We start from the raw sequence: 15435 nt of genomic DNA, 5'->3' as shown, positions 1-15435 counted from the left end.
AATGCCGAGCAGCGCTGCGACATGCAGCGCCGCGTAGTTCCAGCTTGGACCGGGCGAGGCCCGGTTTGAACTGCGACGTCGCCTCAGCCAGGTTGTTTGCGGAACGCAATGGCAAAACGGTTCCACGCGTTGATCGCATTTACCAGGAAGGTCAGATCGACCATTTCAGTCGCGGAGAAGTGCGGACTCACTCGCGCCCACACGTCATCGGGCACACGGGTGTCCGCCACTCGGGTCACGGACTCGGTCCACTCCAATGCAGCGCGCTCGCGATCATTGAAAAACGGCGTCTCGCGCCAAACGGCCAGGGTCGCCAGGCGTCGCTCGCTTTCGCCCGCCTTTCGCGCATCCGCGGTATGGACGTCAATGCAATAGGCGCAGCCATTGATCTGTGACGCGCGCAAGCGCACCAGCTCCACCAACGGCTTTTCGATGCTCGCTTGCGCGATATGCGCCTCGAGGCTGCTCATGGCCTTCATTGCGTCCGGGCCCGATTTGTAAAAATTGAGACGTGGCTCCATGTCTTGCTCCTTGTTTGCCTTGCATTTCACAGTCAGCGCTTGGCCGCGGTGTCACCGCCGGCGCGCTTGGGGTTCGCGCTGCGGCCCGTGGCAGGCAGCAGTCGAGTCATCAATTGGTCTGTGCGCCACCTCGCTCTAGTAACGGAAGGTCGCGCCCACGTAGGCGTAGGTACCGGCGGGGCGCTGTACGCCCTTAAGCACCGCCCCCGGGGTCAGATGTTCGTAGTTGAGAAACACGGTCAGTTGGCTGCAAACGGACCAGCTACCGATGACGCGAAACAGGCCACCAATTTCACGGCCAGGCACGTTTTGGGTGCCCGCGTAGGGCCGCATCCCGCCGGCATAGGCGGCATCGCGCTCCTGCAGCCGGCGTGCGAACCCGTACTCGACGGAAAGATCGGTCTCGGCGGTCGGCGAGATAGCCACACCTGGGGCGACCATCAGCAGGTTGCTCAGGCTGAGAAACTGCCCCTCCCCGAGGTAGCCGGAGCTCGCGTAGAGCTGGTTGACGTTCTTCAACTTGCCTGCGCCGTATGCCCCTCCCCCAGACGCCAAATCAATGTGCGCCGTAAGCCGTGGCCGCCAGCCTTGATTGCTCAGCGCCACGCTTTGCACTGTGAACAAGGCCCAGGCATCGACCTCGCGATCCATGAACCGGCCCGTTTGCCGCGCGAGTGTCCAGTCGAAGCGGACGTCGTCGCGCCGCCCCCAGAAGCGCACGCCAAGCGTGTCGCGATCATCCTCACCAATCCCGTTGCCTACGCGGAAGCTCGGGTTCTCGCTGTGGAACCAAAACGGATCCACGTAGGCGTCGGTCGTACCATCTGCTATCGCGACGATGCTGGCGTTGAGCCCGCTGAGGCGCTCCGCGGAGTTGATCTCTTCATCAAACGCACCCCGCTGCGGCCGCGTCACCCGCAAGTCAAAGGCACCCGCACGAATCCGTTGGTCATGGGCATAGAGTCGAACGCCGTTCCAGGTGCGGTGGATGTTCGGACCATCGCTGAGGCTGATCAATTGCCTCGGGCCATCAGCAAACTCCTGGCGTCCAAACATTGCGCCAAGCAGGCTGTTACCGACATGGCCACGCACATCGACGAACAACTGCTGCAGCGAGGCGTCGTTCTGCATGCTTGCCGACGCTGCGCCGCGCCGCCCGCTCACCTGACCCGTGGCGACTTCACCATAGACACGCAGATTCGGATCGAAGCGCAGATCCACACCAAGAACGCCGCGGAACAGTCCCTGTTCATAATCGTTCTGACCGATCAATTGCCCGTTGTCATACGTATTGAAGCGCCAGCGGGCCTCAGCACTCAGGGTCAGGGAAGCCGTGCCACCGAGGGACATTGCCTTGAGCGGCGGCGCCAGTCCGGCGTTCCGCATGGCTGTCCAGTCCTCCGCCCAACGGCTGGCAAACCGTCCGCGGCCCAGCTCCGGGCCCCAGCCGGCCGCACTGACCGGATAGGGATCGTTGGGTGTAGGGAGGCTCGCGTTCGGCACCCCAGTTAGCGTTGTGACGCGGAGCGTCGTTTCCGCGCCAACCGGGCCCGAGCTGCTTAAGACAAGCACGGCGCTCGCGCCAACAGCGAAGAAGAAGCCAAGTTGCATGTGTCGGCTCCCGCTCACTGCAAGGGTGCAGCCTGGCGCTGCGAACGCGAGCGGCCAAACAATGCGATCGTGATCGCCACGAGCATCAAGAACGCACCCACAACAAAGGTCGTTCGCATGCCGGCGGCAACGGCCTCGGGGCCGGCAATCGAAACGTTGGCGGAGCCTGACCCCAGAGTGAAGACCGCCCCCATCACAGAAGCCCCTGTGACAAGTCCGAGGTTCCTCGACAGGTTGAGAACGCCAGAGATCACGCCACGCTGGTCGGCACGAATGCCGGCCATCACCGCAGTGTTGTTCGCAGCCTGGAACAACGCGTATCCGGCCGTAACGACGACGAGCGGTGCCACATAGCCCGGTATGCCAAGACGCGTGGGCAGGAACGGCAACAGTGCCGAGCCGAGAGCCATTGCAATAAGCCCGGTCAGACTCATGCGATACGCCCCAAACCGGTCGACAAGGTGGCCCGCAGGCACGCCCGACAATGCAGCGACGACGGGGCCGACTGACATGACGAGCCCAACCCGCGCAGGATCCAGCCCAAGCGCCTTGGCAAGGTAGAACGGGCCAACGACCAGCGTTGCCATCACGACCGTCGTGACCAGCGCGCTTGTTGCGAACCCTGTGCTCAGCACTGGACTACGGAAGATGGACAGTTGAATCAAGGGCGCGGCAACGCTCTTTTGCGCCACAACAAAAAGGCCAAAACCAACCGCCGCTGAACACAACAACAGCAGATTGAGCGCCCCGAACTGGCCACGACCCAACGTCATGGCGAGCGCATACGCGGTAAGCGTCAGCACGAGCAGCAATGAACCGGCGACATCGAAACCGCGGCGCGGCCCTACTCCGGCCTGGTCAGCAGGCAGGAAACGATAGGCAAGCAGAATTGCGACAACACCCAAGGGCAGATTGAGAATAAAGATGGCGCGCCATCCGAGACCCGAAATGAGCACACCGCCCAGCGTGGGGCCGAGCGCTGTGCCAACGGCCGACATGGTGCCGAGCAGCCCCATGGCACGGCCCGTCTTTTCCTTGGGCACGGCCTCACCGACGAACGCCATTGTCAGCGCCATCATGGCGGCGGCACCGAGCCCTTGCGCGATGCGAGCGCCAATCAGGAACCACAACTCAGTGGCAACACCGCACAGCACCGAGGCGACGGTGAAGAGCGAGATGCCGATGAGCATGAGTCGGCGGCGACCGACGATATCGCCGAGACGCCCGACGCTCACGATCAACGCGGTAACGGCCAGCAGATAGGCCAGCACGACCCACTGAACATCCTGAAAGGACGCGCTGAATGCCTTGGCAAACGTCGGCAAAGCCACATTGGCGATGCTGGTGCCAAGCGAAGAGAGCAGCATGGTCAGTGAGAGACCGAGCAGGACCCACATGGACGATTTTTCAGCCTGGCCGCTGGCCGGCGCGTCACGCTTTGAGGGATTGGTCACGGTTGCGTCCTTCGGCGGGAGGGTTGGTGGCGCCACGCATGCAACGCAATTCGCGTCGCGCGTGGCGTGTCGAATGGTGCGAGCCGATGCGGCTGGCGCGCGGGGACTTGAGTTCTTCAGCATGGGCGATCCAGTCTTTGAGCGCCCTTTCACTTGGCCCGATGAGCACGGACGAGACAATCGACCGCCACCTTGATGCCATCTGAGGTGCGGACCGGCCGCTGAACCTGGCCAGCCTTTTCGATCGTCAGTTCATTTCCCATGGCAGCCAGGACGTGCTCAGCCGTGTAGAGCATGTCCGGATGCCGCGGCCCGCCGTATCCGTGCTCCCGGTTCGCCGCATCGTGTGCGACAAGCACAAACGTGCCACCGGGCGCCACGGCGGCGGCGGCCCTTGCGATGACGGTGGCGAGCGCCGGCTGCGGAATCTGGAGGTACACGATTGCAACCAGATCGAAACGTCTGCGCTCCGGTTCGTAGGTCCGCAGATCCGCAACAACGAAATCGACCTTGTCGGCAACCTGATGTGCGCTCGCCAACATGGCGCCCTTCGCCGCAGCGACCTCAGAGAAATCCACCGCACGCACCGTCCAACCCAGTTCGGCAAGACGCACTGCATTGCGTCCCTCGCCCGACGCGAGGTCCAAGGCGGTACCCGCCGGAAGGTTCGCCACCTCAGCCATCAGAAAGCGGTTCGCTTCAGCCGTCCAGATGAGTTCTTCCGCGGCATAACGTCGATTCCAGTCGTCCGCTTCCGTCATTGGAAGCTCCCGTGTGGCGCCCACGCTCTTCGTATCCGTCGTGCACTCGCCGGGAGTGGTTCGGTGACCGCTGGATTGTGTTGATGTGTCGTTCATGGTTTGCACCCCGAGATGTCGATGTCGGCATCCTAGTGAGCGACCAAATATGGCGGAAGCCGCACCATTTGCATTCCATTAGTGCACGTGACGCCATATATCCTGCGTGCTAGGGTAAGCACATGACGACACCGGACCTCAATCTGCTTCTCGCCCTGGATGTGTTGCTGGCCGAAGGCAACGTTGCGCGTGCTGCGCAACGCCTGCAGCTGAGTGCTTCCGCAATGAGTCGTGCGCTGGCGCGCTTAAGGGAGACCACTGGCGACCCCCTGTTGGTTCGAGCGGGACGCGGCCTTGTCCCGACGCCACGGGCCCTAGAGCTTCGCGAAAAGGTTGCGCAACTGGTGCAAGATGCACAGGCCGCACTGAGCCCCACCGAAACCATCGACCTATCACGCCCGGAACGGACGTTCACACTGCGCACCAGTGACGGTTTTGTTGAGAACTTCGCGCCGCATCTGATTGCGCGCATTGCTCAGGAAGCGCCGCGTGTCCGCCTGCGCTTCGTACAGAAGATCAACCGCGATAGCACCGAGCTAAGAGACGGGCGTATCGATCTGGAAACAGGTGTCATCGGTGAATCCACCAGCCCGGAACTACGCGTGCAGGCGCTGTTCCGGGACCGCTTCATCGGTGTGGTTCGCCCAGATCATCCGCTGTCCCAGGGGGAGATGACGGCGGCGCGCTATGCGTCGGGCAGGCACATCCTGGTCACGCGAAGAGGTGCTGACAGAGGGCCGATTGATGAGCGGCTCGGTCTGATTGGGCTCACACGGGAAATCACCACGATGGTTGGGGGCTTCTCAACCGCACTGGCCTTGGCGCGCGCGTCAGACTTGATTGCCAGCGTGCCCGAACGACACACCGGGAATCTGCGGGCCGGCATGTTCAGCTTTGCGCTACCGCTGCCGCCCATTGAGTTCACGGTGTCGCTGATATGGCATCCCCGCCTGCAGGCCGACCCGGCTCACCGTTGGCTGCGCGGCTGTGTTCGGGAGATCTGCGCTGGTAAAGCCCCACAAAAGAAAGAACGGCTGGACCAATACACGGACGGGGCAAACGCTCACAACCAACCCACGTGACGGACACCGTTTTTGTTGCAGGCGCTACGGGAGCGACTGCCACACCGCTCGTCAAATTGCTGGCAAAGCAGGCAGGCGGAACTTTGGGAGCACGCGACACACCAAACGCGTTGGATCCCTCAATTAAGCGCGCAGCAGAACGTTGATCATCGACCTGTTTGACGCGCAAGCGCTAACCGCGGCGATCGCACCTGCGCGACCGGACGTCGTCGCGCACCGGCTCTGCGACCAGCCGTCGGACCGAACGCCAAACTCAATGTCTCGTGCCCGCGCGCAGTTCGGTTGCGGCCACCCTCCTCTTTGAGTGCCGCCGAACGGCGGTACGGAGTACGACACGGGCCTATGCCCCTGACTGGTCGCCCCATAAAGAAAACGATCCACTGGACGCCTCAGTGAGCGAAGAGCGACCGTCAGCGTCCACACCGTAGTCGACCAGGAGTCCCTCGTACTGAACATTCCCTAGCTTGATAGATTAGTGATGCGCCGTGGACACCGCCATGGCCCTCGCTCTCGGTCGGACGGACCCGACACCAAAGAGCCTCGGCACGCCGAGAGTGTTGCCGATACCGAGTTGTGCACCATCGATCGGGCCCACGTCACGGGGATTTTCAACGTGCGCGTGCCCTGCCCCCCCGGTTGTCAGTCGACAAAGCGCGGCCGATACTGGGATGGGCCACTAGGGTGCGATCAGCGTTGCGACATTCGCCCCAATTTCTCACGGAGTACCGGTAACGCCCGTCAAGAGTAACCGCGGGCCGGCAAGACACATGGTTCTTAAACGCGCGTACTCGCAGCTCAAAATAGAAAGGAGGATCCATTGATCCTGCAAATTCTCGCCAACACGCCGGCTTGGGTCTTCGCGCTGTTCTTCTTCCTACTTGGGCTCGGTCTCATGCAAACACGGACGCGGACGGTCCGAAGATTTCCCGCGTTGATACTTCCGGCCGGGATGGTTGTACTTTCGCTCGCCGGAATTAACTCCAGCTTCGGCCTCAAACCATTGCCCCTGTTGTGCTGGGCAAGTACGCTGGTCATCGCTTCCCTTGTCGGGCACCACGTTTTTCGCGACGCGAGGGTGACGTACAACGCGACAACGCACGCGTTTGTCGTTCCTGGAAGTTGGGTTCCGCTTACGGTAATCATGGCGATCTTCTTCGCCAAGTACGTCTATGCGGTCATGCACGCCCTTAATGCCGCTGTGCTCAACACGACACCATTGATCGTCGCGCTGTCCGCGCTCTACGGACTACTCAGTGGCTACTTCACGGCAAAGGCTTTGAATTTGATCCACCTGGTACGCAAGGCCTGAATGCGGCAAAAGTAGCAACGCCATTGGCGCCCCCCCACCGCTGCAGCGCCCAGATACTTGTCCGCCCGCGTCCCAGACGAGGTTCGCGCACTCCGTTCGCCGGGACGCAAGTATCCACGTCCATCGGGCAATGGTCTGAAGAGTCGTTCGCTCGCAAACCGGCGTACACGCCCCTCTTGCCAAAGAACGGAAGTGCTTGATCGTGAGCTGCAGACGCCACTACGGCAAGTGATGGTCTGTTTCGGATTCACAGATCACGAATCTGCTTTCGGCGCAGACGTAGTCAGACTGGACGTGCCCGTGGGAGTCGGCGCTGATCCAGCGGCGGCTGGCGGGCTCGCCACCACGCTGCTGGCAACTAGCCTGTACTCGCACACCGAGCGGGCGCCACGCCGATGCTCTGGCTTCCAGTGGAGCACATGACCACCAGCGTTCAGTTGTGGCTGCACGTTGCAGGGCTCCCGGCTGCCATCATTCAACTCGAGGTAGGTCTGCGCGATTTCGATCCGGTACCCGCTAGGCGAGATAAGCGAGACCTCGGCACTCGTCTCGAATGCCGAGTGATCGTAAAAGATCTTGGACCCCGCGGCGGTGAAAGCACTCGCCTCGGATCTTGGAATCCTGACCTTGTAGACGAAATCAACGAAGTGCCCCTTGGTCTGGATCGGCGGCGCAATCGCGTACCGCCAGTCATATCGGTAGTTGCGGCTACCGCCCACCACGGCCTCAGAAGTGTCGACGTACCTCGGATGCAAAGTGGTCTTCGGATTGGATGCTGTCTGCAAGACAGCCACTGGCGGAATGTCGTGTATTGGCGCTTCAGAGAACACAACTTCGTTCTTGGTGAATGCGAGACCGGCGCCGTCGCGGGTAGCTTCCACGCGAACGCGCTTCTCCATCTCCACATCCCCTTGAACGTTCTCGATCGTGACCACCATCGAGGTGTCCGAGCGCGCGTTAGTCACCAAGGCCAACGCGCCCTGTACCTGACGAAGCCTGAGGACCAGACGACGCACATAGATGCCCATTACGGCGATCAGCAATGGCGATATCGCGAACAAGTTAGCCACCGCGCTGCCACCACCGCCCTGCGCAAAAAAGGCGGTAACGGATAGCGCGACCCCAACAACGCCAAGCAGTGCTTCGAATTGCGAGGGCTTGTTCAATTTATGCGCCTCCGAGTGTCAGAGCTTACCGAAACGTGTCGCCAAGCAGACCGCGAGGGAATCGTAGTTCCGCAGGCGTTGTGGGGCAAGCACACGCGGCAGGCCTTTCAGCCAAACGGCCGCGTCGAGTCGATTCAAACCGACCTGTTGGAGCTATGAAGCCCCACTCGGCGTTCCGTGTCCCTGTGTGTGCGAGCGCACAGACTCGACCGGTTTCGTCGGCGCATGTTGCCAAGGCCGAGACCCGGTGCTTCTGTGTCGGCGGTGGCCTGCAGAGGCGAGTGCAAGGGCGCCCACAGCGTGGCGTTGGGTTGCCAAATCAGGGGAGAAAAACATGGAAATGCATGCAGATATTCCAGACGAAGATGACGTGTTGGTCTGGCCGGACGGCTTCTGGTGTTTTCGGGCCGAGAACAGTGCGGAGTTTCTGCGCAGTAACGACTTTCGCGAGGTGAGGTGCGGGACCGCCGAATGGAAATTGTGGGTGCATCGCAATAAAGACGCCGTTACACCGTACCAGGGTAGCAGTCACCTTTGATTGATGTTCCAGTGCTCAGGCGCCGTTTTTCCTCTTCGGAAAGGTCACAAACAGCATCGGGTCTAGCGCAGAGGCGACCTGAAATTCTCATCTAACCGCTCTTAGCGTGAAGCGTCCCTCGGCGACCACTGCCTGCTTCGCTGAGGTAGCAGTCATCGCTACCGCCCTACCCTCACCAGCTTCCGGCGTATCGCTGGCATTGGCCTGCTGACTGTGCGCGGGGCGCGTCGGCCCGGGCTAGCAGTCCTTGAAACGAAATGGGTGGCGGAGACCCCAGCTCACGGAGGTATCAGGGCGCCGGTACGAGCTTGTCGCGTTGGCTTAGGCGCCTATCTTGCGCACAACATGGCGAGCGAAGTTATTGAGGATGGCTTGCCAGCCTGAACGTTGCTGCTCTTCCGAGTGCGTCTGCTCCGCGTCAAACGTCTCGCGCACCATTACGCCGTCAGGCCCGGGAATAAATTCCACCCGCAAGGTTCGTTCGCCGAACACGCATTCAATGCGTTGATGGGTCACGACTTCGGTGTACGTGCCGGCAAAGTCGAACCCCATGCTTCCGTCTTTGGCCTCCATCCGAGAGGAGAACATGCCTCCGACCCGAAGATCTACCGATGCCTGCGTAGTGTGCCAATCGTCTGACGCGGCGTTCCATTGTTTGATGTCGTCCGGTGTCGTCCAAGCTTTCCAGACGACTTCGATCGGCGCCGCAATGTTTGCTTCAATGGTTATTTTCATTCGTCACCACCAAGTTAGTCGATTCGTTTGGCGCGAGCCAGGGCGACTCGGATCATAACTAATCATCTGCGTCTCCCCGAACCCCGCGTTCTGTGGGCTCTCCGCCGGCACTGCGGGGGCTTCACAGGCCCTACGAGGGCGGCATGTTCGAGTAGCGTGCCGCTGTGACATTCTCCGCTCAAGGGTCTGACTGACCGGACGTTGACACACGGACGCAACGACAAGTCAGCGGCTGAGTTCACGACCGCAGTGGGTGCCGCCCAATTGCGCACGCACAACACGAAGACAGGATGAGGTGAAAGCGTGACAACAGCACTCGGTCCCTTTGTCGCCGTGGAGGAATTCCACCGCATCATCCGTGAGCAGGCGATGGACCGACGCATCGATGACGCCGCAGTGATTGTCGTCTTGCAAGTACATCTGGCCGAACCCGCCGCTGCCGCACCGGCGCTGCCGACAGGCTCACTATCGGCGGGCATGATGGCAACGCTCGCCAACAGCATACGACTCTCCGACGTCGCCACGGAGCTCGCTCCCTGGCGATTTGCCGTGCTGTTTCGCATGAAAGCGCAGCAGCATCTGCCTGCGCTGCTCGATCGACTTCTACCCCTCGTCCAGCGGATCTTCGATGACCAAGAAACGCTCGCCAAGCGTCTGCTGATCGACGTTTCACACGCCTTCTTGAGCCCAGGCAGTTCAGGCAGTGATTGGCTCCAGCAGGCCGCAGCGGGCGTGCAACACCGCAGCGCAGACAACATCCAGAGCGCGTAATGGCACAGATTAATCAGACTATACGGTTACGTGTCTGCCTCGTACTCGGGACGCTCACTTTGGCGGCAACGGTAACTCATGCGGAAGAGCCAATTTCGCTGCTCTATAACCCACGCGTGCCGTACTCGTACATCGACCACGGAGTAGTCACGGGGACCATCGTGACACCGGTATCCCACGCGCTCACGCGAGCCGGGATTCCTTTCGTGTGGGTCGAGACGCCTTTTCGCAGGCAACTGGCGATCGTGCGCGCAAATACCGGGCGCGACTGTATGGCCGCAGCGTTCCGAGATCCAGAACGGGAAACCTACGGCCGCTTCTCGCAGCCGATCCTGCAGAACGAACAGATGGCGCTCGTGGTGCCCAAGACCGCAGAGGCCAAGTTTCGGCGGTACGGGAGTCTGTCGTCGGCGCTTGCTGATCGAACCATGCGACTGCTCATCAAGGAGGGCTATTCATACGGCGCCGCCATCAACGCTTCCCTCGCGACGCGCGCAGAAGCCAACGTGGCAGCCTACGACGAGGCACAGTCGATTGTGCGGATGCTTCATGAGGGCATGGCCGACGCCCTATTGATGACCACACAAGAGGCGAAGCAGACGTTCATGCAAAAGGGTCTGAGTCCCGAGGATTTTGCGTACGTCATCTACCCCGACACCCCGCCTGGCGAGTGGCGCCACCTGTTCTGCAGTTTCAAGGTTCCTGCCCACGCCATTGACGCCATCAACGAACAGATCAGGGCGAGGGCCGACACCTCCGGCCACTCCACGCGAGGCGGCACCGTTGACGACCTGTCCGAGGCTGCGCATTCGCCGTGACGCCATGAATGCGTGCGAATCGGCATGCTCGGGCCGCAGACCGTTTCCGCGTTTAGCCGGCGACACAACGCTTCCCAGCCACAGCAAACCTGATCTGTCTCGGTTATCGAACCAGATGCACAGAAACATCAGATGTCCGCACTCGCGGCATTCGTTATCAAAAGAATGCTATGACTAAGGCCCGCACCCTGATCCTGATCCTGCTCCTGCTCCTCCATCTCCCCGCGATCGCTATTGCGGCCCCTGCCGAGCGTGTGATCAAAGTCTGTGCCGATCCCGATCCGCCGCCTTGGACTTACTGGGTACGCGATGCCAGCGGTAAGAAAACCGACCAGTTCACAGGGGCGTCCGTCGATCTCGTCAGGACGATCTTCAACCGCCTCGGTGTGCAGGTCGATTTCATTGGGAATGTCCCTTGGGTGCGCTGCCTGAAGTTGGTTGAGACCGGTGAGTTCGACTTCGCGATGGATGCGTACGCCGACGCCGAGCGTGCCAAGCGGTTCGCCTATTCGGCCCACTACAACACGCTCACACCACAGGTCTTCTTCCGACGCGATAAACCGCTCGACATTCGCTCGATTGCCGATCTCAAACGCTATCAAGGCTGCGGCATGATCGGCGCAAGCTACGCCCACTATGGGCTGACACCCGACGACCTCGATCTAGGAGTGACAACCTACGAGGCAATGATCCGCAAGCTCAAAGCAGGCCGCTGCGACTACTTTGTCGAAGAGCTGGAAGTGATCAGTGGCTACAAGTACCTCGCGCAGGACTACTTGCGCGACCCGGCGTTAGCCCACGCCTCCGTTGCCGACGCCAACCCACCAGCAAAGCACCTGATCGCGGCAATTGGCAGCCCCGCTTCGAAGCTGTTGCCCAAGTTCAACAAGGAGCTCGCGGCATTCATTAAGTCAGGGGCTGCCGCAGAAATCTGGCAGCGCCACGCGCCCGACTTGCCTTACAGACCTTAGCGCCGCAGCAGTCGCCGATACCTTGGACGCCTGGTCCAGTCCGTTACTGCCCCCGTCGTCCAACCAGCCGAGAGCTACGATCCGCGATAGCGGGCAGTGCAGCGTCAGTTGCGGTTCGATGGTCAAGCCCGACCGGTAGGAATAAGCCTGCAGAAGTCATGGCCTACTGTTTCTTGCACCATTTTCAGACTCGCTCACGGCGGATCGACGGAGAGTCGATATCCCACGCCTGTCTCCGTTTTGATGTAGATCGGGCGCAATGGGTCAGGCTCGAGCTTCTTGCGCAGGTTGGCAACGAACACACGCAGGTAGTGGCCGTCTTCGGTGTGCCCTGGCCCCCAGACGTCCTTCAGTAACTGCCGCTGCGTCAGCACCCGCCCAGCGTTCGCAGCGAGCAATGCCAGCAAGCGATACTCAATCGGCGTCAGATGCACCGGCTCGCCGGCGCGCTTTACCTCGCGCAGGACCAGGTCGATGACCACGTCACCAAAACGGATCTCCGCCAGTTCCGGCTGCGCGGGCCGAACGATGCGGCGCTGCAGGGCACGAATTCTGGCGAGTAATTCGGGTACGCCGAACGGCTTGGTCAGGTAGTCATCTGCACCTGCATCAAGCGCGGCAACCTTGTCGGCTTCGTCCGTACGTGCCGAGAGCACCAGAATGGGCGTGCTCGACCAGGTGCGCAACTCGCGGATCACGTCCACCCCGTCGCGGTCGGGCAGACCGAGGTCCAGAATCAAAAGATCTGGGCGACGCGTCGCTGCGTCGATTAACCCACGCAGCGCCGAGTCAGATTCGGCCACCTGCAGCCCCTCGGTCTCCAGCGCAGCCCGCACGAAGCGACGGATCAGTGAGTCGTCTTCGATGATCAACACCAATGTTGGTGGGGTGTATTCGATCTCAGGCATGGGGAATCTCGGTTAGATCCGGTGGAGTTCCAGCCGGCAGCGTCACGGTGAAACAGGCGCCGCCCTGTGGCCGGTTCTCGGCGTGCACCTTGCCGCCATGGGCATCGACAATCGCGCGCACGATGGCCAATCCAAGGCCAACGCCGGAAACAGCTGACTCTTCCGAGCCACGCGTAAACTTTTCGAACAGCCACGCCTCGCGTCCAACGGGAATACCAGGACCGTTGTCTGCAACGCAGAGTTCAACCGTGCGTCCGATTGCAACGTCGTCGGACAGCGCGGCGGAAACGGTGATTTCGCTGCCATGCGGAGTGTATTTTGCGGCGTTCTCGAACAGGTTCGTGAAGACCCGCTCCATCAAGACCGCGTCGATCTCGACGAAGGGGAAGTCCTCGGGTACGGCGATACGGACCGTGTGTCCGCGCAGCATTTCGGCACGCGAATCGAGCGCGGATGCAATGACCTCGGTGATTGGCTGCCATTGCTTGCGTAGCCGTACGCCGCCGGCCTGCAACTTGGCCATGTCGAGCAGGTTCTCAACGAGCGTGCTGGTGCGGTGAGCCCGTTCGCGAATTGCGCGCTCGATCGAGGCGCGTTCGGCAGCATCCTCTGGGGGGTTCAATGCCAGCGTGTCGGATAAGCCGACCAGCGCCGTCAGCGGCGTGCGCAGGTCGTGCGACAGCGCAGCCAGCAGCGAGTTACGCATCCGTTCAGACTCCATGTGAACCAACGCCTGCTGCGCAACGTCGATGTAGTGGATGCGTTCGATCGCAATCGCGATCAGCGCTGCGCTGGTGACCACCAGTTGCCGTTGTTCCGGTGAAAGATTCCAGCCGGCCTCGCGAGGCCGCACCGCCATGACGCCTCTGACCCGCATCGGAGCGCGCAGCGGCACATAAAGCGCACGGTTCGCCGGCAGGGTGTTCGTGCCCAAGCCGGCCTCTTCACCATGATCCAAAGCCCACTGAGCAACGCCATCGTCGAGTCCGCGCGCGAGCGCCTCGGCGTCGAGCCGGATGCGCTCATCCTTGTCCGGCAACAGCAGTGCCACTTCCCCCTCGCTGGCGCGCTCCAGATAGCGCTTCGCAATCTCGGTGATCTGCTCGGCGGACAGCGCTGCGGTCAGTTCGCGCGCCATCTCGTACAGCGCCCGAGAGCGCGCCTCGCGGCTCTCCGCGACGTTAGCCTGGAAGCGAAGCCCGGCTGCGAGCTGACCGCTGATCAGACCAGTGGCCAGCAGCACACCAAACGTCAGCAGGTACTGCACGTCGCTGACCGCGAAGGATAGACGTGGCGGCACGAAGAAGAAGTCGAAGCAGGCCACCGACAACAGCGCTGCCAGCGCAGCCGGGCCTCGCCCGAGTCGTACCCCGGCGAAAAGCACAGCGAGCAGGAACAGCATGACGATATTCGCAAGATCCAGAACGTCGCGCAGCGGCGTCGCAAGCGCAGTCACAAAGACGACTACAGCGGTCGTCAGCGCATAGCGGCGAACCTGTTCCGGACTAGCAACGCGGCGCGTGACCAACGGAGCCTTCCGCTCGGTTCCATCTCGGCGCGTCTCACGCCCCAGCTGCAGCAAGTCGATCTCCGGCGCCTTGTCCGCAAGGCGCTCACCGAACCCCGCACGCCACAGCCCGCGATGCTGGCTGCGGCGTCCGACGACGATGCGGCCGATGTTCTCCTGGCGCGCGTACTGCGCGGCGGCTACCGCCGCGTCTTCGCCGGCCAGCACCGCCACCCGGGCACCGAGCGACTCGGCCTGGTTCAGCACCTTCAGGATACGATCGCGTTCGCTGGGCGCCAGGCGCTGGAGTGTCGGGGTCTCGACATAGATCGCGTGCCAGTTCGCCTCAAGCTCGGCCGCCATGCGCGCCGTGGTTCGGATCAGGCGCTCACCGACACCGTCTGCGCCAATGCAGACCAACAGCGCATCGCCGGTCTTCCACACACGGGATACCGCGCGCTCTCGGCGATAGTCGCGAACTTCCTCGTCGACGCGGTCGGCGGTACGGCGCAGCGCAAGCTCGCGCAGCGCGAGCAGGTTGCCCTTGCGGAAGAAGTTTTGAATCGCGCGCTCGGCCTGCTGTGGCAGGTAGACCTTGCCCTCACGCATCCGCGTCAGCAGCTCATCGGGCGTCAGGTCGACCAGCACGATCTCGTCGGCACTGTCGAACACGTGATCCGGTACCGTTTCGAACACTCGGATCCCGGTGATGCCGCCAACCACGTCGCTGATACTGTCGAGGTGCTGCACGTTGACAGTCGAGAACACGTCGATGCCGGCGTCGAGCAGTTCCTGCACGTCCTGCCAGCGTTTCGGGTGTCGCGAACCAGGCGCGTTGGTGTGCGCGAGCTCGTCTACCAACACGAGGTCGGGCCTACGTGCGAGCGCTGCGTCGAGATCGAATTCCGCCAACGCATGACCACGGTAATCGATGTTACGGCGCGGCAGCATCTCCAGCCCCTGAAGCAGGCGCGCCGTCTCGTCGCGCCCGTGCGTTTCCACCACGCCCACGATCACATCAACACCCTGGGCCTGCAGATGGCGGGCGGCCGACAGCATCGCAAAGGTCTTGCCGACGCCTGGACTGGCACCGAAGAAGATGCGTAGCCTGCCGCGGCGAGCGCGCTCCGCTTCTGCCTCTAGGCTTGCCAACAGTTCATCGGGGTTTGGGCGATCTTCACTCATCG

The 15435-nt window shown here is 61.8% G+C and carries 14 protein-coding genes; 6 read left to right on the top strand and 8 right to left on the bottom strand.

Features of this window, described 5'->3' with window-relative positions:
• Positions 1-83: 83 nt before the first annotated feature.
• The 4 genes from JY500_RS08525 to JY500_RS08510 all read right to left on the bottom strand — a co-directional run bounded on the left by JY500_RS08525 (position 84) and on the right by JY500_RS08510 (position 4443).
• Positions 84-521, bottom strand: coding sequence for a carboxymuconolactone decarboxylase family protein (locus JY500_RS08525; protein ID WP_206256045.1), 438 nt, complete (start codon positions 519-521; stop codon positions 84-86).
• Between the two features lie 135 nt (positions 522-656).
• Positions 657-2132, bottom strand: coding sequence for an alginate export family protein (locus JY500_RS08520; RefSeq protein ID WP_206256044.1), 1476 nt, complete (start codon positions 2130-2132; stop codon positions 657-659).
• Positions 2133-2146: 14 nt separating this feature from the next.
• Positions 2147-3586 carry an MFS transporter gene (locus JY500_RS08515; RefSeq protein ID WP_246479841.1) on the bottom strand — a complete coding sequence of 480 codons (1440 nt, stop codon included), beginning with the start codon at positions 3584-3586 and terminating at the stop codon, positions 2147-2149.
• A gap of 149 nt (positions 3587-3735) precedes the next feature.
• Positions 3736-4443, bottom strand: a complete 708-nt coding sequence (locus JY500_RS08510) for a class I SAM-dependent methyltransferase (protein ID WP_206256043.1) — start codon at positions 4441-4443, stop codon at positions 3736-3738.
• A gap of 122 nt (positions 4444-4565) precedes the next feature.
• Between JY500_RS08510 and JY500_RS08505 the strand changes: the two genes are divergently transcribed.
• Both JY500_RS08505 and JY500_RS08500 read left to right on the top strand, forming a co-directional pair.
• Positions 4566-5525 carry a LysR family transcriptional regulator gene (locus JY500_RS08505; RefSeq protein ID WP_206256042.1) on the top strand — a complete coding sequence of 320 codons (960 nt, stop codon included), beginning with the start codon at positions 4566-4568 and terminating at the stop codon, positions 5523-5525.
• Positions 5526-6342: 817 nt separating this feature from the next.
• Positions 6343-6834 (top strand): DUF6622 family protein, encoded by a 492-nt coding sequence (locus JY500_RS08500; RefSeq protein ID WP_206256041.1) that lies wholly within the window; start codon positions 6343-6345, stop codon positions 6832-6834.
• 254 nt (positions 6835-7088) lie between these two features.
• Here the strand turns inward: JY500_RS08500 and JY500_RS08495 are convergent, their stop codons facing one another.
• Positions 7089-8000: a hypothetical protein gene (locus JY500_RS08495; protein ID WP_206256040.1), complete on the bottom strand. Its 912-nt coding sequence runs from the start codon at positions 7998-8000 to the stop codon at positions 7089-7091.
• Between the two features lie 334 nt (positions 8001-8334).
• Between JY500_RS08495 and JY500_RS08490 the strand changes: the two genes are divergently transcribed.
• Positions 8335-8538 carry a hypothetical protein gene (locus JY500_RS08490; RefSeq protein ID WP_206256039.1) on the top strand — a complete coding sequence of 68 codons (204 nt, stop codon included), beginning with the start codon at positions 8335-8337 and terminating at the stop codon, positions 8536-8538.
• A gap of 321 nt (positions 8539-8859) precedes the next feature.
• Here JY500_RS08490 and JY500_RS08485 read toward each other — a convergent pair whose 3' ends face one another.
• Complete coding sequence (locus JY500_RS08485; protein ID WP_206256038.1) at positions 8860-9273, bottom strand: SRPBCC family protein; 414 nt, start codon at positions 9271-9273, stop codon at positions 8860-8862.
• Positions 9274-9576: 303 nt separating this feature from the next.
• Between JY500_RS08485 and JY500_RS08480 the strand changes: the two genes are divergently transcribed.
• The 3 genes from JY500_RS08480 to JY500_RS08470 all read left to right on the top strand — a co-directional run bounded on the left by JY500_RS08480 (position 9577) and on the right by JY500_RS08470 (position 11833).
• A complete protein-coding gene (locus JY500_RS08480) occupies positions 9577-10044 on the top strand; it encodes a hypothetical protein (protein ID WP_206256037.1) in 468 nt (155 codons plus the stop codon).
• The gene (locus JY500_RS08475; protein WP_206256036.1) at positions 10044-10862 is read left to right on the top strand and encodes a substrate-binding periplasmic protein; all 819 of its coding nucleotides are present in this window, start codon (positions 10044-10046) and stop codon (positions 10860-10862) included. The genes JY500_RS08480 and JY500_RS08475 overlap by 1 nt, the downstream gene beginning before the upstream one ends.
• A 170-nt stretch (positions 10863-11032) precedes the next feature.
• Positions 11033-11833 carry a substrate-binding periplasmic protein gene (locus tag JY500_RS08470; RefSeq protein WP_206256035.1) on the top strand — a complete coding sequence of 267 codons (801 nt, stop codon included), beginning with the start codon at positions 11033-11035 and terminating at the stop codon, positions 11831-11833.
• A 194-nt stretch (positions 11834-12027) separates the two neighbouring features.
• On the opposite strand, the gene JY500_RS08465 is transcribed toward JY500_RS08470, so the two are convergent.
• Both JY500_RS08465 and JY500_RS08460 read right to left on the bottom strand, forming a co-directional pair.
• A complete protein-coding gene (locus tag JY500_RS08465; RefSeq protein WP_206256034.1) occupies positions 12028-12741 on the bottom strand; it encodes a response regulator in 714 nt (237 codons plus the stop codon).
• Complete coding sequence (locus JY500_RS08460; protein WP_206256033.1) at positions 12734-15433, bottom strand: DUF4118 domain-containing protein; 2700 nt, start codon at positions 15431-15433, stop codon at positions 12734-12736. Before JY500_RS08460 ends, JY500_RS08465 begins: the two co-directional genes overlap by 8 nt.
• Positions 15434-15435: the final 2 nt, after the last annotated feature.

It is taken from the genome of Niveibacterium microcysteis, from assembly GCF_017161445.1.
In the GTDB taxonomy this organism is placed as follows: domain Bacteria; phylum Pseudomonadota; class Gammaproteobacteria; order Burkholderiales; family Rhodocyclaceae; genus Niveibacterium; species Niveibacterium microcysteis.
Note: the sequence above shows the minus strand (reverse complement) of the source record. Positions and strands in the feature narration are given on the sequence as shown.